Genomic DNA, 25,058 nt, shown 5'->3' with positions numbered 1-25,058 from the left:
GCTCAGAGATCGACGTTGTTGACGATAACGCTCACAACGATAAAGACAACGACCGACACCGCCGTCGTGACGAGGATCTTGCGGAGCAGCATCGGATGTTGCGGTGCGCCCGGCTCGGTTCCGGCGGGTATCTCATGGTTCGCCTGATCCTCGGCCTGGCTGCGGACCCAGAACGGCAGGATGGCGAAAAGTGTCGTCCACCAGATGATGAAGAACAGCGCCAACGATCCGGTGATCGTCGACATCGGCAGATAATCGTCCAACATTCCGGCCCAGGTCCCTTCGATCATCCGTCGCGCAGGCGCGGGGCTTCGCCATGATGACCGACCGGACGATCATGGCCACCTCCTGACGCGGACTGGCCCGCGCCTTCCCTGTCTATACGGCAAGAACATGCACGTGGCAGGTGGGCTTCTTGCCCCAGGCGTGCTGGATCTCCGAGCGGATTGCGCGCTCGATGGCCTTCGCGACACTGTCCGGATCGCGACGCTTGGCCCGCGGCAGGCCATCGAGGACGTCAGCGATCGCATCGCCGATCAGTTCGACTGTGCTATCGGCGCCGAAGGCCCCCGGCAACCCGCTGAAGGACACATGCGGATCCGTCGCCAGATCTCCCTTGGCGTCCAGGGCGAGCGACACGGTGACGACCCCGCTGAAGGACAGGCGGCGGCGCTCCGGCACGACAGGTTCGCCACTGTCGACGAGCACGGTTCCATCCTTGTAGACCCGGCCCACCGGCAGTTCATCGACCACCGACGGCTTGCCGGGCGCCAGTTGCACCACCTCGCCATTCATCGGCCGCAGGACCTCCGGCACGCCCATGGCGCGCGCGAAATCCCTATGCTCGGTCAGATGCAACGCCTCGCCATGCGCTGGAATGGCGATCGCCGGCTTCAGCCAGCTATAGAGCGCTTCCATCTCGCCGCGCCTGGGATGCCCGGAGACATGGACGAGATGATTGCGATCGGTGATGATCTCGATGCCCCGCTGGGCGAGACTGTTGATGATGCGGTTGACCGAACGCTCGTTGCCGGGAATCGTCCGCGACGAGAAGATCACGCGGTCGCCGGGAGCAAGCGTCATGTCGGGATGGCTGTCCGTCGCCACCCGTGCCAGCGCGGCGCGCGGCTCGCCCTGACTGCCCGTCAGGAGGGCGACCACCTTGTCGCGCGGCAGATAGCCATAGACGTCCGGCGAGCGAAACGCCGGCAAGCCCTCGAGATAGCCGCAATCCCCCGCCACATCGAGCGCGCGCTCCATCGCCCGGCCGAAGACGACGACCTCCCGCTCGGCCAAGGCTGCCGCCCGCGCGACGGAATGCAGGCGCGCGACATTCGAGGCGAAGGTCGTGACGGCGACGCGCGCCGGCGAGGCCTTGATGATCTCGGCAAGCGTGACGGCGACGTCCGCCTCGCTCGGGCTCGCCCCCTCGCGCAGAACATTGGTGGAGTCGCAGATCAGCGCGAGAACGCCTTCTTCGCCGAGTTCCCGCAGGCGGGCCTCGTCGGTCGGCAGGCCGATCGGCGGCGTCGGATCAATCTTCCAATCCCCGGAATGGACAACGAGACCGAGCGGCGTGCGGATGGCGAGCGCGCAGGCTTCCGGAATCGAATGGGCGACGGGGATGAATTCGCAATCGAAGGGCGGCAGGACGACACGCCCGCCCTGTGGGACGACATGGATCTCCACCTTGGGCGCACCAGGCTCGGAGAGGCGGCGCGCTTCCAGAAGGCCCGCCGCAAAGGGCGTGGCGTAGACCGGAACGCGCAGGCGCGGCCACAGATCGGCGATTGCGCCGATGTGATCCTCATGGGCATGGGTTATGACGATGCCGACGAGGTTCTTGCGCTCCTCCTCGATGAAACGGATGTCCGGCAGCACCAGATCGATCCCGGGCACGTCCTCGCCCGCGAAGCTCACGCCGCAATCGACCATCAGCCATTGGCGACGGTTCTCGGGACCGAAGCCATAGAGGCTCAGGTTCATGCCGATCTCACCGAGCCCGCCGAGGGCTGCGAAGACCAAACTGTCGGTGCGGGGCGCCATACCCTCCTGTCCTTCCTCAAAAACGACTAAAGCATCGGGCCAAAGCACTTGCCCTTATTAAAGCACTGGCCCTTGTTCCGGAGCCTCTACGACGTCAGGGCAAATCCGATGCATGAACATAGAGATAGAGCGGCCGCCTCCGGTCTCCGAGGGCGTCCGTCGCTCTGGCAATCCGCGACAGGGCTGTCCCGAAGCCGGTCCACCCCACAATGGCCGAAAACGGGCTGCGGATAGTCCAGGTCAGACCGCGCGGCAGGAACGTCGCGCATCCGCACGGTGCAACGGAATACGAGCGAAGCGCGCATGCGCTCGCCCTTCGGTCGGCCGCCAATATCGGGGAGATGGATCGAGACGTTGAGACCAAATGCAGTGCTGTGTTCCTGTTACACCCTGGCAGTTGCCGCAGCCCCGAAATGGACATCGCCGGCGGCGACCGCCACCGTGCCCCCCTCCGTCCTTCGTATGACGAGTTGGCCTGAGTCGTCGATGGTCTCGAAGGTGCCCCGCACGATTTCCCGCCCGATATGCACCGCTACGTCAGCGCCAAGGCCTGCCGCGCGCTTCAGCCAGCGGCTGCGAATAGCGCCTACGCCCCTGCCCTCGTCCCAGAGTGCCACGCCCTCGACCCAACTGTCCGTCAGCGCGGAAAACACGTCCTCCGCTGTCACGGGGGCGCCGAGCGACGACAGCGAGGCTACCTTATACGGCATTCCCTCCGGCGCCGCTGCGACATTGACGCCGATACCGACAACGACGATGCGCCGGCCATCGGCCAGTTGCTCGCTTTCGAGGAGGATGCCCGCGAGCTTCGCTCCATCGCCCATGACGTCATTCGGCCATTTCAAGAGCAGACGATGCCCGCCCGCCGCCCCGCTGTCGAAATAGGGAGCGATGGCGGCAATCGCGTCCGTCAGCGCGAGCCCCGCAACGAAACCGAGCGTCGCCGCCACCGCTGGTGTCACAGTGGTCACCATGACGAGCGAGGCCGCGAGATTGCCCGAACCATTGGCCCAGGCATTGCCGCGCCGGCCGCGACCTGCCGTCTGGCGCGCGGTGACCACCCATGTCGGCCGCGTCAGGCCAGCCTTGCCGATGGCCATCGCCTCGGCGTTGGTCGATCCGAGGCTCTCGAAGGCGGCGAGCGCGAAGCCGGCCGTGCGGGCCGCTTGCCCGAGACTGAACACCATTCTCAGAAGAGCGATTTCGCTGCGGCGGAGGCAGCCGCCACGATCGACGCCGGCGCCAGCCAGAACAGAATGACGACAACGCTCGATACACCGAGCACAAAGCGCACTTCCGGCGCCATGGGCTGGTAGGCGCCGGCCTTCGGCTCGTCGAAATACATGAGCTTGATGATGCGCAGGTAGTAGAAGGCGCCCACCACGCTCGCCAGCACGCCGATGACGGCCAACCCGTAGAGCTTCGCCTCGATGGCTGCACCAAACACGTAGAGCTTGGCGAAGAAGCCCGCCAGAGGCGGAATACCTGCGAGCGAGAAGAGCAGCATCGCAAACAGGAACGCCAGCACCGGCTGGCTGTTCGACAGGCCGGCCAGATCGTCGATGGTCTCGACCTGCCCGCTCTCGCGGCGCATGGCGATGATGCAGGCGAAGGTGCCGAGCGTCATGGCGAGATAGAGCGCGAGATAGATAAGGACGCCCTGAACACCGTTCGCGGTTCCCGCAGCCAGCCCCACCAGCGCATAGCCCATATGGCTGATGGACGAATAGGCCATCAGCCTCTTGATGTTGCGCTGGCCGATGGCGGCGAAGGCGCCGAGCACCATGGAGGCGATCGCCACGAAGACGATGATCTGGCGCCACTGGCCGATGATATCCGGAAAGGCGCCGACGAAGACCCGCACCAAGAGCGCCATGGCAGCGGCCTTCGGTGCGCTCGCCATGAAGGCGGTGACGGGCGAAGGCGCGCCTTCGTAGACGTCCGGGGTCCACATGTGGAACGGCACGGCGGAAATTTTGAAGGCGAGTCCGGCGGCAATGAACACAAGCCCGAAGATGAGGCCTGTACCGCCATGGCCGCCCGCGACCGCCGCCGCGATCCCGGGAAAGGCGACCGTGCCGGTGAAGCCGTAGACGAGCGACGAGCCGTACAGCAGCATGCCCGAGGAGAGCGCACCGAGGACGAAATATTTCAGACCGGCTTCCGAGGAACGCGCGTTGTCGCGGTCGAAGGCGGCGATGACATAGATCGCGAGGCTCTGCAGCTCGAGACCCAGATAGAGCGCGATGAGATCATTCGCCGAGATCATCATCATCATGCCGAGCGTCGCAAGCACGACGAGGATCGGGTATTCGAACCGGTCGAGCTTGGCGCGCTGGAAGAAGTCGCGCGCCAGAAGAAGTGCCGCGGCCGAACCGATGAGCGCCAGCATCTTCATGAAGCGCGCGAAATTGTCGACGACGAAGGACCCGCCGAAGGCCTCCGCACGCTCGCCGCCCTGGAAGGCCACCGCGATGCCCGCCGCCGCAATCAAAGCCACCGCGAGGGCCGAGACGAGGCCGTTGGAGCGCTCGCCGCGGATGGCGCCGATCAGGACGAGCACAAGCGCGCCCGCCGCCAGAATGAATTCCGGCAGGACCACACTGAAGGCTGGGAAGAGCGGTGCCATCGGTTCTATGCCTTAATGCGAAAGGAAGGCGGCGGTCTTGACGCCGGCGAGCGCAGCCTCGGTGCTGCGCAGGAGGTTGTCCGTCGACGCGGCGAAGGCCTCCAGAATGCCGTGCGGCTGCACGCCATACCAGATGATGAGCAGAACGAGGGGAACGAATATGACGACTTCGCGCGTGTCGAGATCGGTGATTGCCTTCAGGCTCGGCTTCTCGAGCTTGCCGAACACGACCCGGCGATAGAGCCACAGGGCATAGGCCGCCGAGAGGATCACGCCCGTCGCCGCGATCATGGCCACATAGGGATTGGCCCGGAAGGTACCCATCAAGGTGAGGAACTCGCCGACGAAGCCGGAGGTGCCGGGCAGCCCGACATTCGCCATGGTGAGGATCATGAAGACGAGCGCGTAGCGCGGCATACGCTCCACCAGCCCGCCATAGGCATCGATACGCAACGTGTGCGTGCGGTCATAGACGACGCCGACCGCAAGGAACAGCGCACCCGACACGAGGCCATGGCTGACCATCTGGTACATTGCGCCCTGGATGCCCTGCTCCGTCATGCTGAACAGGCCCATGGTCACGAAGCCCATATGGGCGACCGAGGAATAGGCGATCAGCTTCTTGATGTTCTCCTGCATCAAGGCGACGAGGGAGGTGTAGACGATGGCGATGACCGACAAGGCGAAGACGAGCGGCGCGAAATAGGCCGAGGCATCCGGGAACATCGGCAGCGAGAAGCGGATGAAGCCGTAGCCACCCATCTTCAGGAGAATGCCCGCCAGGATGACCGAGCCCGCCGTCGGCGCCTCCACATGCGCGTCCGGCAGCCAGGTATGCACCGGCCACATCGGCATCTTCACCGCGAGCGACGAGAAGAAGGCGAGCCACAGCCAGGTCTGCATCGAGACCGGGAACTTGTGGGTCAGGAGCGTCGCGATATCGGTGGTGCCGGCATCCCAGTACATGGCCAGCACGGCCAGCAGCATCAGCACCGAGCCGAGCAGGGTGTAGAGGAAGAACTTGAAGCTCGCATAGATGCGGCGATCGTGCCCCCAGATGCCGATGATCAGGAACATCGGGATCAGGCCGGCTTCGAAGAACAGGTAGAAGAGGATGAGGTCGGCCGAAGCGAAGACCGCGATCATCGTCGTCTCGAGCACCAGGAAGGCGACGAAATATTCCTTCACCCGATGATGGACCGAATGCCAGGACGCCAGCATGCAGAACGGCATCAGGAAGGCGGTCAGCACCACGAAGGGCATCGAGAAGCCGTCGACGCCAAGCTTGAAGGCGATCGAATCCGACAGCCAGCGATGCGTCTCGACCAGCTGGAAGGCCGGGTTCGCCGCGTCGAACTGGCTCCAGGCAAAGAGCGACAGCAGGAATGTGATGACCGTCGTGATCAGCGCGCCCCAGCGCGCGTTGGAGGCAACCGCCTCCTCGTCACCGCGCAAGACCAGGATGAAGGCTGCGCCAAGGAGCGGCAGGATGAGCAGGCCGGAGAGAATGCCGAAGCCGAACATCAATGCGCTCCCCCGACCAGATACCACGTTACGAAGGCAGCGACCCCGATGAGCATGGCAAAGGCGTAGTGATAGACATAACCGGTCTGCAGCCGCACGACCCGATTGGTGACATCGACGACCCGCGCCGACACGCCGTCCGGCCCGAAGCCGTCGATCAGCCAGCCATCGCCCTTCTTCCACAGGAAGGTGCCAAGCCACTTGGCAGGGCGGACGAAGAGGAAGTCGTAGATCTCGTCGAAGTACCACTTATTGAGCAGGAAGCGGTACAGGATCGGGTTGGACTGCGCGAGGCTGACGGGGATGCGCGGGTTGATGATGTAGAACCACAGCGCCAGCACGAAGCCGAGCACCATCATCACGAAAGGCGACCACACGACCCAGGTCGGCACGTCGTGCATCTCATGCAGGATGTGGTTCTCCGGCCCTGCGAACAGCGCGCCCCGCCAGAAGGCGTCGTAGTTCTCGCCGATGAAGAAGGACTTGAACAGACCGCCGGCGAACAAGGCGCCGACCGCCAGTACGGCCAGCGGAATGAGCATGACCAGCGGGCTCTCATGCGGCTTCAGGTCGTGGCCATGGCCATGGCCATGATCGTCATGCGCGTGATCATCCTGTGCGTGATCGTCATGGCCGTGCGCATGGCCATGGGCGTCATGGCCGTGCGCATGGCTCGCCTCCGCATGCTCACCCCAGCGCGGCTTGGCCTCGAAGGTCAGGAAATAGAGGCGCCAGGAGTAGAAGGATGTCATCAGCGCCGCGATCACGGTGGCGATGAAGGCAAAGCCGGCGGCGGGATTATGCGAGGCATAGGCCGCTTCGATGATCGCATCCTTCGAGAAATAGCCTGCCGTGAAGGGGAACCCCGTCAGGGCGAGATTGCCGACGGTCATCATCGCCGCGGTAAACGGGATGTAGCGCCGGAGCCCACCCATGTGGCGCATGTCCTGCTCGTGGTGCATCGCGTGGATGACCGAGCCTGCGCTGAGGAACAGCAAGGCCTTGAAGAAGGCGTGGGTGAAGAGGTGGAAGACACCCGCCGAATAGGCGCCGACGCCGAGCGCCACGAACATGTAGCCGAGCTGCGAGCAGGTCGAATAGGCGATCACGCGCTTGATGTCGTTCTGCACGAGGCCGACCGTTGCCGCGAAGAAGGCCGTGATGCCGCCGATCACCGTGACGAAGGTAAGCGCGGCCGGCGCATATTCGAAGACCGGTGACATGCGCGCCACCATGAACACGCCCGCCGTCACCATGGTCGCGGCATGGATCAGCGCCGACACCGGGGTCGGGCCTTCCATGGCGTCAGGCAGCCAGGTGTGCAGCAGGAACTGCGCGGACTTGCCCATGGCGCCCATGAACAGGAGGAACGCGGCCACCGTCAGCGCATGGTAATCATGGCCGAAGATATGGAATTTTGCGTCCGCCAGTTCCCCGACGCGCGGGAAGAGCTCATCGAAGGAGGCGGTGCCGAACAAGACGAAGAGCAGGAAGATGCCGAGCAGGAAGCCGAAATCGCCGACGCGGTTGACGACGAAGGCCTTGATGGCCGCCGCGTTGGCCGACGGCTTCTCATACCAGAAGCCGATGAGCAGATAGCTCGCCAGGCCGACGCCTTCCCAGCCGAAGAACATCTGCAGCAGGTTGTCGGCCGTCACCAGCATGAGCATGGCGAAGGTGAACAGCGAGAGATAGGCGAAGAACCGCGGCCGGGCCGGATCCTCATGCATGTAACCGATCGAGTAGAGGTGCACGAGCATCGAGACGGTCGTCACGACGATCAGCATGACCGCCGTCAGCGTGTCGATGCGGAAGGCCCAGTCGACGCTGAAGCTGCCGGAGACGATCCAGCTCGCGATCTTCACCTGCGCGTCCTCGCCGTAGAAGCCGACGCGGACGAAGGCGACCCAGGACAGCGCACAGGCGACAGCGAGCAGCGACGTCGTGACGACCTCGCTGGCGCGCGCGCCGATCTTATTGCCGAAGATGCCGGCGATCAGAAAACCCACCAGCGGCAGGAAGACGATTGCGTGGTACATCGCGCCGTCAGCCCTTCATCATGTTGATGTCTTCAACCGCGATCGTGCCGCGGTTGCGGAAATAGACGACGAGAATGGCAAGACCGATGGCCGCTTCCGCCGCAGCCACCGTCAGAACGAAGAGCGCGAAGACCTGCCCGACGATATCGCCCATATGCGTCGAGAACGCCACGAAGTTGATGTTCACCGCGAGCAGGATGAGCTCGATGGACATCAGGATGACGATGACGTTCTTGCGGTTCAGAAAGATGCCGAACACGCCCAGGGTGAACAGGACGGCCGCGACCGTGAGATAGTGAACAAGCCCGATGGTCATTGCCCCGTCCCCTTATACGCCCTGCCGCGACGGCACTTTGCGGACTTCCATCGCCGAGGCCTTGTTGCGGGCCACCTGCGCGGCGACGTCCTGACGCTTCACATTCGGCTTGTGGCGGAGCGTCAGCACGATGGCGCCGATCATGGCGACGAGCAGGATGAAGCCGGCCGCCTGGAAGAAGAAGAAATAGCGCGTGTAAAGCACCTGGCCGATGGCCTGGATGTTGGACACGTCCGTGGCCGTGGCGACCACCGCCGGCCTGACGCTCGCCGGATCAACCGAAAAGAGGCCGATGACGAGGACGAGCTCGACCAGGAAGATCACCCCGATTAAGGCCCCTATCGGCAGATAGCTCAGGAAGCCCTCGCGCAATTCCGCGAAGTCGACATCGAGCATCATGACCACAAAGAGGAACAGCACCGCGACCGCGCCGACGTAGACGACCACCAGGATCAGCGCCAGGAATTCCGCGCCCATCAGCATGAAGAGCCCGGCGGCGTTGACGAAGGCCAGGATGAGGAACAGCACCGCATGCACGGGATTGCGCGAGGCGATCACCATGAAGGCGGAGGCGATGCACACCCCGGCGAAGAGATAGAAGAAGAAAGCTTGCCCCGTCATAGGCACTGCCCCGTGCGGTGGTCCGTCGCTCCGTCATCGGGCCTCGCCGGTTGAGACCGGCAGCCCCCCGATGATGAAGATCGGCGGGAAAAACAATCAGCGATAGGGAGCGTCGCTGGCGATATTGCGCGCGATATCACGCTCCCAGCGGGCCCCGTTATCCAGGAGCCGCTCCTTGTCGTAGTAGAGCTCCTCGCGGGTCTCCACGGCGAATTCGAAATTCGGCCCCTCGACGATGGCATCCACCGGGCAGGCCTCCTGGCAGAAGCCGCAGTAGATGCATTTCACCATGTCGATGTCATAACGCGTCGTGCGGCGGGTCCCGTCGTTGCGGCGCGGGCCGGCCTCGATGGTGATGGCCTGCGCCGGGCAGATCGCCTCGCACAGCTTGCACGCGATGCAGCGCTCCTCGCCATTGGGATAGCGACGCAGCGCGTGCTCGCCGCGAAAGCGTGGCGAGAGCTCTCCCTTCTCGAAGGGATAGTTCAAGGTTGCCTTGGGCTTGAAGAAATAGCGCATCGACAGGAAGAATGCCGATACGAACTCCTTCAAGAACAGCGACCTTGCGGCCTGATCGAGCCCCATGACTGGCTCCATTCTCCAAACGGCGCGACAATCGCGCGAAACGCGTTACGATCAATCGATGGCTTCGCCCAGGGCGTAGCCGACGATTGGAAACACCACCAGCGACTTGGCGACCAGAAACCTGCGGAACCGCCGGGTCCTGGCCGCGAAGGTCGCCCTCTCCTCGTCCGTCGGCGACGCATCGTCGACAGCCTGCACGTATTGTTGGACCATCCTGAGGATGATCCACCGGTTCAATGCGCCCACCGCCAAACCGATGAGAGCGCCAGCTAATCCCGCGTCCGACAGCACCACCGCCTCACGGCGTCGGCGCCCATCCCGTCAGCTGCAGCACCGCCGCCACGATCACGACCATGGCCAGCGAAATCGGCAGGAAGACCTTCCAGCCGAGCCGCATGAGCTGGTCGTAGCGATAGCGCGGCACGAAGGCCTTCACCATGGCGAACATGAAGAAGACGAGGCAGACCTTCAGGATGAACCAGATGACCCCGGGAACCCAGGTGAACGGCGGCAGCGCGATCGGCGGCGACCAGCCACCGAAGAACAGGATGGTCGTCATCGCGCACATCAGCACGATCGACACATATTCGCCGAGCATGAACAGGAGATACGGGGTCGAGGAATATTCGACCATGAAACCGGCGACGAGCTCCGATTCCGCCTCTGCCAAATCGAAGGGCGGACGGTTCGTCTCAGCGAGCGCCGAGATAAAGAAGATCACCAGCATCGGCAGGAGCGGCAGCCAGTACCAGTTGAGGAACGTGAGCCACGGCACGCCGAGCATCGTCGCGAGGCCACGCGTCTCCTGCGCCTGCACGACCGCCGTGAGGTTGAGCGAGCCGACGCACAAAAGAACCGTGATCACGACGAAGCCGATGGAGACTTCATAGCTCACCATCTGCGCCGCGGAACGGAGCGCCGACAGGAAGGGGTATTTCGAGTTCGACGCCCAGCCGCCGATGATGATGCCGTAGACGCCGAGCGAGGAGATCGCGAGCAGATAGAGCACGCCGAGGTTGAGATCGGCGATCGCCCAGCCTTGCGCTAGCGGAATGACGGCCCAGCCGGCAAGCGAGAGGACGCAGGTCAGGAGCGGCGCCAGCAGGAAGAGCGCCTTGTCGGAGCCTGCCGGCACCACCGGCTCCTTGAAGACGAATTTCAGGAGGTCGGCGAAGGACTGGAACAGGCCGAAGGGGCCGACGACATTCGGGCCGCGCCGCAGCTGCACCGCCGCCCAGACCTTGCGGTCGGCCAAAAGGATATAGGCGATGAAGATCAGCAGCGCGACGAGCAGCAGGAGGCTCTTGCCGACGATGAGCGCGATCGTGAGGAGAAGGTCCATCAATCGAGCCCCTTATTCGGCGGCCTGCCGCACGACACCGAGAGCAAGGGCCGAACATTCGGCCATCACCGTCGACGCACGGGCGATCGGGTTGGTCAGGTAGAAGTCGTTGACCGCGGAGACGAAGGCCGCCTCGCTGACGGCACCGCCCGCGGCGGCAACGGCCGCGAGCCCGGCGGGGTCACCGACGAGCACGCTGTCGATATCGGCAAATTCCGGATAAGTGGCATAGAGCGTCTGGCGCAACTGGCTCAGGCTGTCGAACGGCAGTCGCTGGCCGATGACGTCGGAGAGCGCACGCAGGATCGCCCAGTCCTCGCGGGCATCGCCCGGCGGGAAGGCCGCGCGATTGGCGAGCTGGACGCGCCCTTCGGTATTGACGTAGGTGCCGGACTTCTCGGTATAGGCAGCACCTGGCAGGATGACGTCGGCGCGGTGGGCGCCGTTGTCGCCGTGGGTGCCCTGGTAGACCACGAAGGCGCCGGGGGCGACCTCGGCTTCGTCGGCGCCGAGAAGGAACAGCACGTCGAGCGCGTCCGCGCCGGCCATGGCCCGGGCATCGAGCCCGCCCTCGCCCGGCACGAGGCCAAGCTCGAGCGATCCGACGCGCGAGGCGGCCGTATGCAGCACGGAAAAGCCGTTCCAGCCGTCTTTCACCGCACCGACGGCAAGCGCGAGCTTGGCGGCCAGTGCCTGGACGGCAGCGCCGTCCGCACGCGTCAGCGCGCCCTGCCCCAGGATGATCAGCGGCCGCTTGGCCTCGGCGAGCACCTTCGTGAAGCTGTGGTCGCCGTTGACGAGGTCGGTCAGCGTCGCCGGCCCCGCGCCGAGATACTCATAGGGATAGGTCAGATCGACCGCTTCGCCGATCAGCCCGATCGATACCGGGCCGCTGCGCCAACGCTTGCGGATGCGCGCGTTCAGCACCGAACCTTCGATGCGCGGGTTGGAGCCGACGATCAGGATGGCATCGGCATCGTCGATGCCGGCGATGGTCGCATTGAAGAGATAGCTGGCGCGCCCGCCCTTTGGATCGAGCGCGGTGCCATCACCGCGTCCGTCGATATTCGCGGAGCCGAGCTTCTCCATGAGAAGCTTGAGGGCGAAGCTGTCTTCGACGGAGGCGAGATCACCGACGATCGCGCCGATCCGCTCGGGCTTCGCTGCCTTGACCTTCATCGCGATGGCCGCAAAGGCCTCGTTCCATGAGGCCGGGCGCAGCTTGCCGTTCTCGCGCAGGTAGGGTCGGTCGAGACGCTGGCGGCGCAGGCCGTCCCAGATGAAGCGGGTCTTGTCCGAGATCCACTCTTCGTTGACGGCGTCATTGGTGCGCGGGAGGATGCGCATCACCTCACGACCGCGCGCGTCGACCCGGATGGCCGACCCCAGCCCGTCCATGACGTCGATCGACTCGGTCTTCGTCAGCTCCCACGGCCGCGCCTGGAAGGCGTAAGGCTTCGAGGTCAGCGCACCGACCGGGCAGAGGTCGATGACATTGCCCTGCAGCTCCGAGCGCATGGCATGCTCGAGATAGGTCGTGATCTCCATGTCCTCGCCGCGGCCGATGGCGCCGAGATCCGGCACGCCGGCGACCTCCGTCGTGAAGCGGATGCAGCGCGTGCAATGGATGCAGCGGTTCATCGACGTCTTGACGAGCGGACCGATGTATTTGTCCTCGACGGCCCGCTTGTTCTCGGCGTAGCGGCTCGTGTCGACGCCGTAGGCCATCGCCTGGTCCTGCAGGTCGCATTCACCGCCCTGATCGCAGATCGGGCAGTCGAGCGGGTGGTTGATGAGGAGGAATTCCATCACCCCTTCGCGCGCGCGCTTCACCATCGGTGAGCGCGTGAACACTACCGGCGGCTCGCCGTTCGGCCCCGGCCGGAGGTCGCGCACGCCCATGGCGCAGGAGGCCACCGGCTTCGGCGGCCCGCCCTTCACCTCGACAAGGCACATGCGGCAATTGCCGGCAATCGACAGACGCTCGTGATAGCAGAAGCGCGGAATCTCGGCGCCCGCTTCCTCGCAGGCCTGGAGGAGCGTGAACTCCGCCGGGACGTCGATCTCCTTGCCGTCGACGATGATCTTCGCCATCTCGTCTTACTCCGCCGCCTGCAGGACAGGCTCGCTATGCGGATTGGCCGCATATTGGTCGATCCGCCGCTCGATCTCGGGGCGGAAATGCCGGATGAGGCCCTGGACCGGCCAGGCGGCCGCGTCGCCCAGGGCGCAAATGGTGTGGCCCTCGATCCGGGTGGTCACATCGAGGAGCGCATCGATCTCGCGCTTCTGCGCACGGCCCTCGGCCATGCGGTTCAGCACGCGCCACATCCAGCCCGTGCCTTCGCGGCAGGGCGTGCACTGGCCGCAGCTCTCATGCTTGAAGAAGTAGGAGATGCGCGCGATCGCCCGGACGATGTCGGTGGACTTGTCCATGACGAGCACGCCGGCCGTGCCGAAGCTCGACTTCACGGCGCGGGTGCCGTCGAAGTCCATGATCAGGTCCATGCACTGCTCGGCCGGAATGACCGGGCAGGACGCGCCGCCGGGGATGATGGCGAGCAGGTTGTCCCAGCCGCCACGGATGCCGCCGCCGTGCTTCTCGATGAGCTCCTTGAAGGGGATGCTCATCGCGTCCTCGACGACGCAGGGCGTGTTCACATGGCCGGAGATGCCATAGAGCTTGGTGCCGACGTTGTTCGGCCGGCCGAAGCTTGCAAACCACGCCGCACCGCGCCGCAAGATGGTGCCGGCGACCGCGATGGACTCGACGTTGTTGACCGTCGTCGGGCAGCCGTAGAGCCCCATATTGGCGGGGAATGGCGGCTTCAGCCGCGGCATGCCCTTCTTGCCTTCGAGGCTTTCCAACAGCGCCGTCTCTTCGCCGCAGATATAGGCGCCGGCGCCGTGATGCACATAGAGATCAAAGGGATAGCCGTGGACGTTGTCCTTGCCGATGAGCTTCGCCTCATAGGCCTCATCGACCGCGCGCTGCAGGGCGTCGCGCTCGGCGATATACTCGCCGCGAATGTAGATATAGGCGGCATGCGCGCCCATGGCGAAGGACGCGATCAGGCAGCCCTCGACCAGGAGATGCGGATCATGCCGCATGATCTCGCGGTCCTTGCAGGTGCCGGGCTCCGATTCGTCCGCATTGACGACGAGATAATGCGGGCGCCCGTCCGACTGCTTCGGCATGAAGGACCACTTCATGCCGGTCGGGAAGCCGGCGCCGCCGCGGCCGCGCAGGCCCGACTTCTTCATCTCGTCGATGATCCAGTCACGGCCCTGTTCCAGCAGGAACTTCGTCCCGTCCCAGTTGCCGCGCATCCGCGCGGCGTCCAGGCCCGGGCTCTGCAGCCCGTAGAGATTCGTGAAGATGCGGTCCCTGTCATGAAGCATGGCCGCTCACCCCTTCGCCTTGTCGTCGGGATCGGACGGCTTTCCCCCAACCGTCGGCACTGCACCCTTGTCCTTCGCCCGCTCGTGTTCCTCGGGCGGATTGGTGGGAGCAGCCTTCGTCTTGTCTTCGGCCGACACCGGCGCCTTGCCTTCCGCGACGCGCTCGGCGGGTGTATCGGCCGCCTGCTGCTCGGGCCGCGTGCCGGCGGATTTCGCCGGCTCCTTGACCTCGGCCGCCTCTGCTGCGGCTGCGGCGGCCTCGGCTTTCGCCTTTTCCTCGGCGGCGGCCTTGGCCTTGGCCTCTTCTTCCTCGAAACGCTTCTTCCAGGTGCCGATGACGGAACCGTCGTAAAGCGCGGGATCCGTCAGCGAGGTCAGGCCGCCCGCGGGCTCGGACGAGGTACGCCCGTTCTGCGGGCCGATCTTCACCGGCTTGCCGGCCGCCAGATCGTCGAGCAACGTGTTGAGGCTCTCCGGCGTCAGGTCTTCGTAATAATCGTTGTTGATCTGCACCATCGGCGCGTTGGCGCAGGCACCGAGGCATTCGACTTCGAGCCAGCAGAAGTTGCCGTCCGCCGAGACGTGGTGCTGGTCGCCGAACCGGGCCTGCAACGCATCGCGCAGCGCACCGGCGCCACGCACCATGCAGGGGGTCGTTCCGCAGAGCTGGACGAAATATTTGCCGACCGGCTCGAGGTTGAACATCGTGTAGAAGGTCGCGACCTCCAGAACACGGATATAGGCCATGCCGAGCAGCTCGGCGACGTTGCGGATGGCGGCTTCCGGCAGCCAGCCGCCGCATTGTTCCTGCGCCTTCCACAGGAGCGAAATGACGGCAGAGGCCTGGCGACCCTCGGGATATTTAGCGATCTGCTCGCCGGCCCAAACGGCATTCTCCGCCGTGAAGGCGAAGGACGACGGCTGGACCTCGGCAGGGGCAAGGCGGCGGACGGCCATATCAGCAGCTCCTCAGCATCATGGTCACCGGTCAACCTCCCCGAACACGATGTCGAGCGACCCGAGGATCGCCGAGACGTCCGCCAGCATGTGCCCGCGGCAGATGAAATCCATCGCCTGGAGATGTGCGAAGCCCGGCGCCTTGATCTTGCAGCGGTAGGGCTTGTTGGTGCCATCCGAGACGAGATACACGCCAAACTCGCCCTTGGGCGCCTCGACCGCGGCGTAAACATCGCCAGCCGGCACGTGGTAGCCCTCGGTATAGAGTTTGAAGTGATGGATGAGCGCCTCCATCGAGCGCTTCATCTCGCCCCGCTTCGGCGGAACGATCTTGTTGTCGACGGTCGAATGCGGCCCCTGCCCTGACGGCGAGCGCAACAACTCGCAACATTGCTTCATCAGGCGGGTGGACTGCCGCATCTCCTCCATGCGGATGCAGTAACGGTCGTAGCAGTCGCCGTTCTTGCCGACGGGGATGTCGAAATCGAGCTCCTCGTAGCACTCATAGGGCTGCGCCTTGCGCAGGTCCCAGGCCGCGCCCGAGCCGCGCACCATCACGCCGGAGAAGCCCCAGGCCCAGCATTCGTCTAGGGTGACCACGCCGATATCGACGTTGCGCTGCTTGAAGATGCGGTTCTCCGTGAGGAGGTCCTCGAGATCGTCGCAAACCTTCAGGAACGGGTCGCAGAAGGCATAAATGTCGTCGACGAGCTTCGGCGGCAGGTCCTGATGCACGCCGCCCGGCCGGAAATAGGCCGCATGCATGCGCGCGCCGGAAGCCCGCTCATAGAACACCATGAGCTTCTCGCGCTCCTCGAAGCCCCAGAGCGGCGGGGTCAGCGCGCCCACGTCCATGGCCTGCGTGGTGACGTTGAGGAGATGCGACAGAAGCCGGCCGATCTCCGAATACAGCACGCGGATCAACTGGCCGCGCCGCGGCACCGTGATGTCGAGGAGGCGCTCGACGGCCAGCGCAAAGGCGTGTTCCTGGTTCATCGGCGCGACATAGTCGAGCCGATCGAAATAGGGCACGGCCTGCAGATAGGTCTTGGCCTCGATCAGCTTCTCGGTGCCGCGATGCAGCAGCCCGATATGCGGATCGACGCGTTCGACAACCTCGCCGTCGAGCTCCAGCACCAGGCGCAGCACGCCGTGGGCCGCCGGATGCTGAGGCCCGAAGTTGATCGAGAAATTGCGGATCTCGTGCTCGCTCATTCTGATCCCGCCTGTTGTGCGGCGAATTCGGCCATGATCTCGGCACCGGTCTTGCGCGAGCGATCCCCCGCGAAACCATAGAGATCCGGCTTTTCGTCGATAAAGATCTCTTCGGCGAAGACGAATGACGACGTGTCGTCGAAGCTATGCATCGAAACCTCGACATGGCCGCCTTCACCGCCGCGCAAGCGCCAGACCAGGCTCGATCCGCAGGTCTTGCAGAACAGGCGCTCGCCCCATTCGGACGACGGATAGACCCCCAGCGCGCTCTCGTCGGCGAAGGTGATCTCGGTGCAGGGCACGGCCATGAAGACGCCGCTGCTCCATCGCCGGCACATGCCGCAATGGCAGACGTTCATCTCGTGCTTGGCCGGCACGGCCGAGAAACGGACCGCGCCGCACAGACAGCCCCCGGGGATGGCCGATGATGCTTGCGAAGCCATCGCGCTCAGTTCCCCTTCGCTTTTTCGTCGCCGGGCAAAATGTACTCAGTGCCCTCCCACGGCGACAGGAAGTCGAAGTTGCGGAACTCCTGGTTCAGTCGCACCGGCTCGTAGACGACGCGCTTCTCGCTGTCGTTGTAGCGAACCTCAACGAAGCCGGTCAGCGGGAAATCCTTGCGCAGCGGATGCCCCTCGAAACCATAGTCGGTCAGGATGCGCCGGAGGTCCGGATGACCGGAGAAGATGACGCCGTAGAGATCGTAGACCTCGCGCTCGAACCAGTCCGCCGCGGGAAATACCCCGACCGCGCTCGGCACACGGGTCGCCTCGTCGGCCTGGACCTTCACCCGAATGCGCCGGTTAAACGATGGCGACAGGAGGTGATAGACGACATCGAAGCGCATCGGCCGCGCGGGATAATCGACGCCGCAGATGTCGGTGAAATTCACGAAACGGCAGGCCGGATCGTCGCGGAGGAACGTCAGAACCCGGACGATGTCGCTGGCAGGGGCGAGAATGGCGAGTTCGCCGAAGGCGATGACCGATACGATGCCCTCACCGAGTGCGCCGGCAATATGTAAGGCCAGCGCCTCGAGCTCACCAAGCGGGGCCGGCGCCTCATGGGTCTCGTCCTTGGCGGCGTTGGGGTCGATATCCGTCGTCATGCGATCACCCGCAATCAGCGTTCAATGGTGCCGGTACGGCGGATCTTCTTCTGGAGAAGGAGAACGCCGTAGAGCAGCGCTTCCGCCGTCGGCGGGCAGCCAGGAACATAGATGTCGACGGGCACGACGCGATCGCAGCCGCGCACCACCGAATAGGAATAGTGATAGTAGCCGCCGCCGTTGGCGCAGGAGCCCATCGAGATCACGTAGCGCGGCTCCGGCATCTGGTCGTAGACCTTGCGCAGCGCGGGTGCCATCTTGTTGGTCAGCGTGCCGGCGACGATCATCACGTCGGACTGGCGCGGCGAGGCGCGCGGTGCGAATCCGAAGCGCTCGACGTCGTAGCGCGGCATCGACACCTGCATCATCTCGACGGCGCAGCACGCGAGACCGAAGGTCATCCACATCAACGAGCCGGTACGGGCCCATGTGATGAGCTCATCCGTCGACGTGACCAGAAAGCCCTTGTCGGCAAGCTCGTCGTTCAGGCCGGTGAAAAATGAATCGTGACGCGCCGGCTGCGCTCCACCCTGCGGCAGGATGAGACCACCACCCGCCGGCGCCACGCCCGGCTGCTTGGCGTCAGTGATCAATCCCATTCCAGGGCTCCCTTTCTCCACTCGTAGATGAAGCCGATGGTGAGAACGCCCAAGAAGAGCATCATCGACCAGAAGCCGGCCCAGCCGAGCCCACCGAAGACGGTTGCCCACGGGAACAGGAAGGCCACTTCAAGATCAAAGATAATGAAGAGGATCGCCACAAGGTAGAAGCGCACATCGAATTTCATGCGCGCATCGTCAAAGGCATTAAAGCCGCATTCGTAGGCAGACAGCTTTTCGGGATCCGGCCGCGAATAGGCCACGATGAAAGGCGATATCAAGAGCGCAAGCCCGATGACGAGCGATACGCCGATGAAAATCACGAGCGGCAGATAGTCGGCCAGGAGGCTTTGCATCCGGAACTCGCAGGCAGGGCCCGCAAAGCGCGGGCGAAAAACGACTCAATGTGAGCGATGTGACCCTCACGGCGCCCAGTCTATCCACGAAGCCAAAGCCCCGCTTGGAGAATTTGCGCCTTTAGAGTGGTTCGCATCTGCGGGGGAGGCTTATTCCATTGGGCCTCATCACGCAAGTGCTGCGCTGCCGCATTGGCTATCGCAGTTGCGTTATCGGGGCCTTAAAGGCCGAAGAAATGCGGAGCTTGGCTAATCGATTGTCCCGTCGCCCTTGCGCCGGTTGACGAAAACGCCGTTGCCGAGGCCTGTGCCGATCGTGAGGATGCCCCATCTCTCCACATCAGCCATGAAAGGCACCTCACTCAGCCCCTGCACGACGGCATCGTTGTGGATGAGCACCGCGGTCTCGTGGTCACCGATGACCGGAATCGCCTGCTGGAGTTCACGCGCCAGATTGAAGCGGCTGCCTTCCCAGTTTCCCGGCAGGTTTTGCGCGCCCTTGGTGATGCAGCCGTCGCCGGCGATCTCACCCGGGCAGCCGATGCCGATGAACGGCGCAAGGACAAGCTCGGCCTCGACCGACTTTTCGATGAGACCTTCCACCATGCCCACCAGCCTCTCGACGGCCTCCCGGCGCGTCGGCTTCTCGTCCCGATGGCGCCAGATCTCGGTCTCCCAGACCGAGGCCTTGCCGAGATCGGGGTCCTTCTTGTGCTTGAGGTGGACGACGCCGGCACGGATATTCGTCCCGCCGATATCGATCGCCAGAATACTGTCATGGCCGGCGAACATCCAGGATGGGGCGAGATGCACGGCCCCGATGAGACCGGCCTCGTCGGGATGGTTGCGGATCAACGCCAGTTCGACGCCATGACCGTCCTGCTTGAGAAGAACGGACGCCCGGCCGATGGCGAGTTCCCCGACACGGCTGTCGCGAAAGCCGCCTCCAAACACGATACGCTCCACACTGGACCACGACTTCTGCCGCCGGAAGCGGCGGATGACCGCCGTCAATTCCTGCGCGTAGTCCTCGATGGCACTCATCACCAATGCGGCGGCGGCCGAGTCGCCCTTGGCGAGGATGGCCTCCAGCTTGCTGCGCTTGATGGCGTCCGTGTCCGCCTCGCCGAGCGGATCATCGCCGTATTCCCGCAGCGTCTTGCGCAGATTGTCGAGAATCTCCGTGAAGGCGCCCTTGGCCGCACGGTCGCCAACAAAGCCCTCGTCATCCCGCAGTTCCGCGTTGTAGGTCTCGACGATCACGGACGGAAGGACATCGGCTCCGTGGACTCCCACGGCCGGCGGAGGGACCTCCGCGGTGTCGGGCGCGTTTCTGTCAGTGCCGCCCCCGCTCCTCACTTTGCCTGTCGGTTTGTTCGCGGGGGCAGGCTTCCTGGCGGGCTCCTTGGCAAGCTCCTTGGCAGGCCCTTTGGCGGGCTCCTTGGCGGGGGACTTCGCGGGGGTCTCGGAGAGTGTCTTGGCGGGGGACTCGGGGAGTGTCTTGGCGGGCTTCTTGGGGAGTGTCTTGGCGGGCTTCTTGGCCGGATCATTTGCCGAATTTGTCATCTGGGCCTTTGACGCGCGTGAGCGGGAGCCGTGAGGCTTGGGCTTGGGTTTGGGCTTGGGCTTGCCTGTCATCTCCCAACCCGCGACACCCCGCCATGGTTCCGATGACGCGGATCGCGGAAGGAGGCACCGGGCGAACCCATCCCGTCTTTGATCGTTCTCCTCTCGCTAACCCCATCACAGGAAGGAGGCTTGCATGCACGCCGAACTCAACAAGCCTGCGCGGTTGCAATATTGGTCGGCCAATCGCGAAGCCAGCGAACGCGACGCCATCGACTTCGAGACGCTCGACGATGCCGTGGCCTTCGCGATGACGCAGAAGCCGGGCAACAAGGATATCGCCTGGGTCCGGACGGAAAGCGGCGAGACGCTGACGCCCGAGAAACTGGCGGCGCTCTGGGAAATCACCCGCATGCGCCAGTAAAGTCCATGCATGCGGATTATGGCGGATCCGCATGCATCGCTGGCCTTGGCAAGGCAACTTTGCAAGCGCTGGCTTGGCAGAGCCAGCGCGCTCGGCACCTTGTCGTGCGCGATGACGATCCTCTATGGTCGGCGCGATGGAGGAGCGCACGCTGCGGCGGCAACAGGACGTCGCTTCTCCGTCTTTGAGCATCGCATTCGGCGGGTGCTCTCGGGAGGCGGCGATGCGGGATCAAGTCCATCAGGCGGGAACAGCCGACGCAGAGGAGCAAGCCTCCGCCCGCGGCTCGACCGCGCAGCCGCCGAATCTCATCGACACCCATCTCCATCTCATCGAACCGCACCGCTTCGCCTATCCCTGGATAGCGCATGAGCCGGGGCTCCAGCGCGCCTTCACGCTCGACAGCTATTGGCACGAGGCGCAAGCCCTTGGAATCACCGCGGCGCTGCATATGGAGGTGGATGTGGCGCCCGATCAGGCCGCGGCGGAAGCGGCCTATACGACGGGTCTCGGCGCCCCCGTCGTCGGGGCGATAGCGGGATGCCGGCCGGACCTGCCGGGTTTTGCCGAACACACTGAGCGGCTCGCGGCGAACCCTCTGGTCAAGGGCCTCCGCCATGTCTTCCAGGGCAAGCCGGAGATCTACGAAAACCCTTTGCTCGTGGAAAACCTGCGGCGATTGGCACCTCTCGGCCTCACCTTCGACCTTTGCGTCCTCGGCCACGAGCTGCCGCTGGCGACGGCGCTCGCCGCCCGCTGCCCGGACGTTACGTTCGTGCTGGATCATTGCGGCAAACCGGGCGCCGGGCCGCCTGATGCATGGAAGGCTGACATGGCGGCACTCGCCCGCCTGCCCAGCGTGACCTGCAAGTTCTCGGGGCTGATCTCCTATGCCGCCCCCACCGAGTGGACGGTGGAGGACCTGCGGCCCGCCGCCGCGCATGTTATCGACGTCTTCGGTTGGGACCGGCTCGTCTGGGGCAGTGACTGGCCGGTCTGCACGCTGACCGGCAGCCTGACCCGCTGGGTCGAGGCCACCCATGCGCTGATCAGGGGGAGTTCGCCGACCGAGCAGAGCCAGCTTTTCGCCACCAATGCCGCGCGGATCTATCGGCTGGCTTGAGGTCACCCCGCCGGCGAGAGGGAACGGCGGCCCCTCCGTGTCATCCCCGGCGTTGCGCAGCGACGCGAAGGGGATCCATGGAGCGGATCACGATGATGGATTCCCTTCCCGGGCTGCTGCGCAGCCCGCCGGGAATGACACCGCCCGTTATGCAAGAGCGCGCACCGTCACCGGCGCGGCTCGTTGCCGCCTTTCAGGCCGGCGCGGCGCAGGGCCTCGGCCAGCGCACCGCCTGTGTCCGTCTTGGCGGGCTGCTGACGCTGCGGCGGCCGACTGGCCTGCTGGCCCGGACGCGGTTGAGGCCTCTCCGGTCCCCCGCGGCGCGGTTCCCGCGCGACATCGTCGTCGAGGCGCATGGTCAAGGCGATGCGCTTGCGCGCCTGATCCACCTCCAGCACCTTGACGCGCACGATATCGCCGGGCTTCGCCACAGCGCGCGGGTCCTTCACGAAGGTCGAGGCCATCGCCGAGATGTGAACGAGCCCATCCTGGTGCACGCCGATATCGACGAAAGCGCCGAAGGCCGCGACATTGGTCACGACGCCTTCGAGCACCATGCCGGGCTCGAGATCGCTCAATTTCTCCACGCCCTCGCGGAAGGTCGCCGTCTTGAAGGCCGGGCGCGGGTCACGGCCGGGCTTTTCCAGCTCCTTCAGGATGTCGGTGACGGTCGGCAGGCCAAAGGTCTCGTCGGTGAAGCGCACGGGCTGGAGGCCGCGCAGCACCGTCGCATTGCCGATCAAGCCGCGGATATCGCTCCTGGTCGCCTCCAGGATGCGGCGCACCACCGGATAGGCTTCCGGATGGACGCTGGAGGCATCGAGCGGATCATCGCCCTTCGGGATGCGCAGGAAGCCGGCCGCCTGCTCGAAGGCCTTCGGCCCGAGCCGCGCAACCTTCTTCAAGTCGCTGCGCTTGCGGAAGGGGCCGTTCTCGTCGCGGTGCAGCACGATGTTCTGGGCAAGCCCCTCCCCGACGCCGGAGACGCGCGCCAGCAGCGGTGCCGAAGCCGTGTTCACGTCGACGCCGACCGCGTTCACGCAATCCTCGACGACGGCATCGAGCGAGCGTGAGAGTTTCGATTCGGCGAGGTCATGCTGATACTGGCCGACGCCGATCGATTTCGGATCGATCTTTACGAGCTCCGCCAGCGGGTCCTGCAGGCGCCGCGCGATCGACACCGCGCCGCGCAACGAGACGTCGAGATCCGGCAGTTCCTGCGAGGCATAGGCCGAGGCGGAATAGACCGAGGCGCCCGCCTCCGACACCATGATCTTGGTGAGCTTGAGCTCGGGATAGCGCTGGATGAGCTCGGCGGCGAGCTTGTCGGTTTCGCGCGAGGCCGTGCCGTTGCCGATCGCCACGAGCTCGACCTTGTGCCGTGCCGCAAGCGCCGCCAGCGTGGCGATGGCCTCGTCCCAACGCCGCTGCGGCTCGTGCGGATAGATGGTCGCGGTCGCGACGACGCGCGAGGTCGCATCCACCACCGCCACCTTCACGCCGGTGCGGAAGCCGGGGTCGAGGCCCATGGTGGCGCGGGTGCCGGCGGGTGCGGCCAGCAGCAGATCCCTGAGGTTGCCGGCGAAGACCTTCACCGCCTCATCCTCGGCGGCCTGCCAGAGCCGGCCGCGCAGGTCCACGCTGATATGCACGAGGATCTTGGTGCGCCAGGCCCAGCGTACGGTCTCGGCGAGCCATTTGTCGCCCGGCCTGCCCTGGTCGATGATGCCGAAGCGATGCGCGATGCGCCGCTCGTAGGTGCCGGGCTGCGGAGACGCTGTCTTTGCCGCCGCAGGCGGCGCCTCGGGCTCCGGCTCGATCCGGATGTCGAGAAATTCCTCCTTCTCGCCGCGGTAGAGCGCGAGAATGCGATGCGACGGCAGCTTCACCAGGGGCTCGCTGAAATCGAAATAATCCGCGAATTTGGCGCCGGCCGTCTCCTTGCCCTCGCGCACCTTGGAGGTGACCTTGCCGCGGGTCCAGACCTCTTCGCGCAAGGCGCCGATGAGATCGGCATCCTCCGAGAAGCGCTCGACCAGGATCGACCGGGCACCGTCGAGGGCGGCCTGCACATCTCCGACGCCCTTGTCGGCATTGACGAAGGCCGCCGCCTGCGCGGCCGGGTCAAGCGCGGGCTTGGTCAGCAGCGCTTCGGCGAGCGGCCCGAGCCCCGCCTCGCGGGCGATCTGCGCCTTGGTGCGGCGCTTCGGCTTGAAGGGCAGGTAGATGTCTTCGAGCCGCGCCTTGGTATCGGCGGCCTTGATCGCCGCCTCCAGCGCCGCGTCGAGCTTGCCCTGTTCGGCGATGCTGGCGAGCACGGCCGCACGGCGCTCCTCGAGATCACGCAGATAGCGAAGCCGCTCGTCGAGCGTGCGCAGTTGCGCGTCGTCGAGGGCACCGGTCGCCTCCTTGCGATAGCGGGCGACGAAGGGCACGGTCGCCCCGCCGTCCAAGAGGTCCACGGCCGCTGCGACCTGCTTTTCCTGCACGCCCAGCTCGTCGGCGATACGCTGATTGATGGATACCATCGGGCTCCCGCAATTTGCTGTGTCACGGTCGTCATTCCGGAGGCTATGAGGCCAGGCCCCAAAGGCCGCTCATGGTCTCCGATGTCTCTCCATAGCCAAAGGCCGGGCGCGTGGCCATTTCAAGACCTTGACAGGCAATTGCCGGACATCGCTCGCCTGCTTCTGTGGATTGCTTTACAGCGGGCAGAAGCGACAGCACAATTTGCTCCTTTAGTCGACAATGGACATCGCGGCCATGGCGAACTCGAAAACTGCGGCAGCGCCTCATTCTGCTGCCCCCTCGCCCGCCCGCGGCGTCACCCGCCTGACGCATAATCCTGCCGGCCCCGCCGGCCGCCTGACGATTCGCGTCGATCTCGGCAGCCAGGGTGCGCTCGGCCCCGGCAAGGTCCGGCTGATGGAACTGATCGCCGAAACCGGCTCGATCTCGGCGGCCGGGCGCGCCATGGAGATGTCCTATCGGCGCGCCTGGCTCCTGATCGACAGTCTCAACCGCGCCTTCCGGACGCCGGTGGTCGCGACCCAGCATGGCGGATCCCGTGGGGGCGGCGCCGTGCTGACGCCGCTCGGCCAGGACCTCGTCGCGCGCTATCGGCGGCTTGAGCGCAATGCCCACAAAGCGGTCGCGGATGATCTCGACGCCTTCGCCGAAGCCCTGGCCGCTGACTGAGCACTGCG

Annotated in this window: 24 protein-coding genes; 3 read left to right on the top strand and 21 right to left on the bottom strand. The window is 65.0% G+C overall.

What is annotated here, in order from left to right; all coding sequences use genetic code 11:
• Nucleotides 1-2 precede the first annotated feature (2 nt).
• From C7450_RS08565 to C7450_RS08470, 20 genes are all read right to left on the bottom strand, one after another.
• On the bottom strand, nucleotides 3-266 hold the full coding sequence (locus C7450_RS08565; RefSeq protein ID WP_245449541.1) for a DUF1467 family protein: 264 nt from the start codon (nucleotides 264-266) through the stop codon (nucleotides 3-5).
• A 112-nt stretch (nucleotides 267-378) separates the two neighbouring features.
• Nucleotides 379-2,046 carry a ribonuclease J gene (locus C7450_RS08560; RefSeq protein ID WP_110374018.1) on the bottom strand — a complete coding sequence of 556 codons (1,668 nt, stop codon included), beginning with the start codon at nucleotides 2,044-2,046 and terminating at the stop codon, nucleotides 379-381.
• Between the two features lie 383 nt (nucleotides 2,047-2,429).
• A complete protein-coding gene (locus tag C7450_RS08555; protein WP_110374017.1) occupies nucleotides 2,430-3,233 on the bottom strand; it encodes a biotin--[acetyl-CoA-carboxylase] ligase in 804 nt (267 codons plus the stop codon).
• 2 nt (nucleotides 3,234-3,235) lie between these two features.
• Nucleotides 3,236-4,675 carry an NADH-quinone oxidoreductase subunit NuoN gene (gene nuoN, locus C7450_RS08550; RefSeq protein ID WP_110374016.1) on the bottom strand — a complete coding sequence of 480 codons (1,440 nt, stop codon included), beginning with the start codon at nucleotides 4,673-4,675 and terminating at the stop codon, nucleotides 3,236-3,238.
• Between the two features lie 12 nt (nucleotides 4,676-4,687).
• A complete protein-coding gene (locus C7450_RS08545; protein WP_110374015.1) occupies nucleotides 4,688-6,199 on the bottom strand; it encodes an NADH-quinone oxidoreductase subunit M in 1,512 nt (503 codons plus the stop codon).
• Nucleotides 6,199-8,238 (bottom strand): NADH-quinone oxidoreductase subunit L, encoded by a 2,040-nt coding sequence (gene nuoL / locus C7450_RS08540; RefSeq protein WP_110374014.1) that lies wholly within the window; start codon nucleotides 8,236-8,238, stop codon nucleotides 6,199-6,201. The genes C7450_RS08545 and nuoL overlap by 1 nt, the downstream gene beginning before the upstream one ends.
• Before the next feature lie 7 nt (nucleotides 8,239-8,245).
• Complete coding sequence (gene nuoK / locus C7450_RS08535) at nucleotides 8,246-8,554, bottom strand: NADH-quinone oxidoreductase subunit NuoK (protein WP_110374013.1); 309 nt, start codon at nucleotides 8,552-8,554, stop codon at nucleotides 8,246-8,248.
• Nucleotides 8,555-8,566: 12 nt separating this feature from the next.
• On the bottom strand, nucleotides 8,567-9,175 hold the full coding sequence (locus C7450_RS08530) for an NADH-quinone oxidoreductase subunit J (RefSeq protein WP_110374012.1): 609 nt from the start codon (nucleotides 9,173-9,175) through the stop codon (nucleotides 8,567-8,569).
• A gap of 96 nt (nucleotides 9,176-9,271) precedes the next feature.
• The gene (gene nuoI / locus C7450_RS08525) at nucleotides 9,272-9,760 is read right to left on the bottom strand and encodes an NADH-quinone oxidoreductase subunit NuoI (RefSeq protein ID WP_110374011.1); all 489 of its coding nucleotides are present in this window, start codon (nucleotides 9,758-9,760) and stop codon (nucleotides 9,272-9,274) included.
• Nucleotides 9,761-9,811: 51 nt separating this feature from the next.
• Nucleotides 9,812-10,051, bottom strand: coding sequence for a hypothetical protein (locus C7450_RS33895; protein ID WP_110374010.1), 240 nt, complete (start codon nucleotides 10,049-10,051; stop codon nucleotides 9,812-9,814).
• A gap of 7 nt (nucleotides 10,052-10,058) precedes the next feature.
• Nucleotides 10,059-11,102 (bottom strand): NADH-quinone oxidoreductase subunit NuoH, encoded by a 1,044-nt coding sequence (gene nuoH / locus C7450_RS08515; protein WP_110374009.1) that lies wholly within the window; start codon nucleotides 11,100-11,102, stop codon nucleotides 10,059-10,061.
• A 12-nt stretch (nucleotides 11,103-11,114) separates the two neighbouring features.
• Nucleotides 11,115-13,196 (bottom strand): NADH-quinone oxidoreductase subunit NuoG, encoded by a 2,082-nt coding sequence (gene nuoG / locus C7450_RS08510; RefSeq protein WP_110374008.1) that lies wholly within the window; start codon nucleotides 13,194-13,196, stop codon nucleotides 11,115-11,117.
• A 6-nt stretch (nucleotides 13,197-13,202) separates the two neighbouring features.
• Nucleotides 13,203-14,504: an NADH-quinone oxidoreductase subunit NuoF gene (gene nuoF / locus C7450_RS08505; protein WP_110374007.1), complete on the bottom strand. Its 1,302-nt coding sequence runs from the start codon at nucleotides 14,502-14,504 to the stop codon at nucleotides 13,203-13,205.
• Nucleotides 14,505-14,510: 6 nt separating this feature from the next.
• A complete protein-coding gene (gene nuoE / locus C7450_RS08500; RefSeq protein WP_110374006.1) occupies nucleotides 14,511-15,461 on the bottom strand; it encodes an NADH-quinone oxidoreductase subunit NuoE in 951 nt (316 codons plus the stop codon).
• Between the two features lie 24 nt (nucleotides 15,462-15,485).
• Nucleotides 15,486-16,676 (bottom strand): NADH-quinone oxidoreductase subunit D, encoded by a 1,191-nt coding sequence (locus tag C7450_RS08495; protein ID WP_110374005.1) that lies wholly within the window; start codon nucleotides 16,674-16,676, stop codon nucleotides 15,486-15,488.
• Nucleotides 16,673-17,119, bottom strand: a complete 447-nt coding sequence (locus C7450_RS08490) for a GFA family protein (RefSeq protein WP_110374004.1) — start codon at nucleotides 17,117-17,119, stop codon at nucleotides 16,673-16,675. Before C7450_RS08490 ends, C7450_RS08495 begins: the two co-directional genes overlap by 4 nt.
• Nucleotides 17,120-17,124: 5 nt before the next feature.
• A complete protein-coding gene (locus tag C7450_RS08485; RefSeq protein WP_110374003.1) occupies nucleotides 17,125-17,784 on the bottom strand; it encodes an NADH-quinone oxidoreductase subunit C in 660 nt (219 codons plus the stop codon).
• 14 nt (nucleotides 17,785-17,798) lie between these two features.
• The gene (locus C7450_RS08480; RefSeq protein WP_110374002.1) at nucleotides 17,799-18,383 is read right to left on the bottom strand and encodes a NuoB/complex I 20 kDa subunit family protein; all 585 of its coding nucleotides are present in this window, start codon (nucleotides 18,381-18,383) and stop codon (nucleotides 17,799-17,801) included.
• Nucleotides 18,374-18,739, bottom strand: coding sequence for an NADH-quinone oxidoreductase subunit A (locus tag C7450_RS08475; protein ID WP_110374001.1), 366 nt, complete (start codon nucleotides 18,737-18,739; stop codon nucleotides 18,374-18,376). Before C7450_RS08475 ends, C7450_RS08480 begins: the two co-directional genes overlap by 10 nt.
• A 249-nt stretch (nucleotides 18,740-18,988) precedes the next feature.
• Nucleotides 18,989-20,305, bottom strand: coding sequence for an ROK family protein (locus tag C7450_RS08470; protein ID WP_210206403.1), 1,317 nt, complete (start codon nucleotides 20,303-20,305; stop codon nucleotides 18,989-18,991).
• Between the two features lie 196 nt (nucleotides 20,306-20,501).
• Here C7450_RS08470 and C7450_RS08460 point away from each other — a divergent pair, with 196 nt between their 5' ends.
• Both C7450_RS08460 and C7450_RS08455 read left to right on the top strand, forming a co-directional pair.
• A complete protein-coding gene (locus C7450_RS08460; RefSeq protein WP_110373998.1) occupies nucleotides 20,502-20,729 on the top strand; it encodes a hypothetical protein in 228 nt (75 codons plus the stop codon).
• Between the two features lie 223 nt (nucleotides 20,730-20,952).
• On the top strand, nucleotides 20,953-21,852 hold the full coding sequence (locus C7450_RS08455) for an amidohydrolase family protein (RefSeq protein WP_110374288.1): 900 nt from the start codon (nucleotides 20,953-20,955) through the stop codon (nucleotides 21,850-21,852).
• Nucleotides 21,853-22,019: 167 nt separating this feature from the next.
• Here the strand turns inward: C7450_RS08455 and C7450_RS08450 are convergent, their stop codons facing one another.
• A complete protein-coding gene (locus C7450_RS08450) occupies nucleotides 22,020-24,380 on the bottom strand; it encodes a Tex family protein (RefSeq protein ID WP_110373997.1) in 2,361 nt (786 codons plus the stop codon).
• Nucleotides 24,381-24,615: 235 nt separating this feature from the next.
• On the opposite strand from C7450_RS08450, the gene C7450_RS08445 reads away from it, so the two are divergent.
• On the top strand, nucleotides 24,616-25,050 hold the full coding sequence (locus C7450_RS08445) for a winged helix-turn-helix domain-containing protein (RefSeq protein WP_110374287.1): 435 nt from the start codon (nucleotides 24,616-24,618) through the stop codon (nucleotides 25,048-25,050).
• Nucleotides 25,051-25,058: the final 8 nt, after the last annotated feature.

The organism is Chelatococcus asaccharovorans, from assembly GCF_003201475.1.
In the GTDB taxonomy this organism is placed as follows: Bacteria; Pseudomonadota; Alphaproteobacteria; order Rhizobiales; family Beijerinckiaceae; genus Chelatococcus; species Chelatococcus asaccharovorans.
The sequence above is the reverse complement of the archived record's forward strand: the minus strand, read 5'-3'. Positions and strand labels throughout refer to the sequence as shown.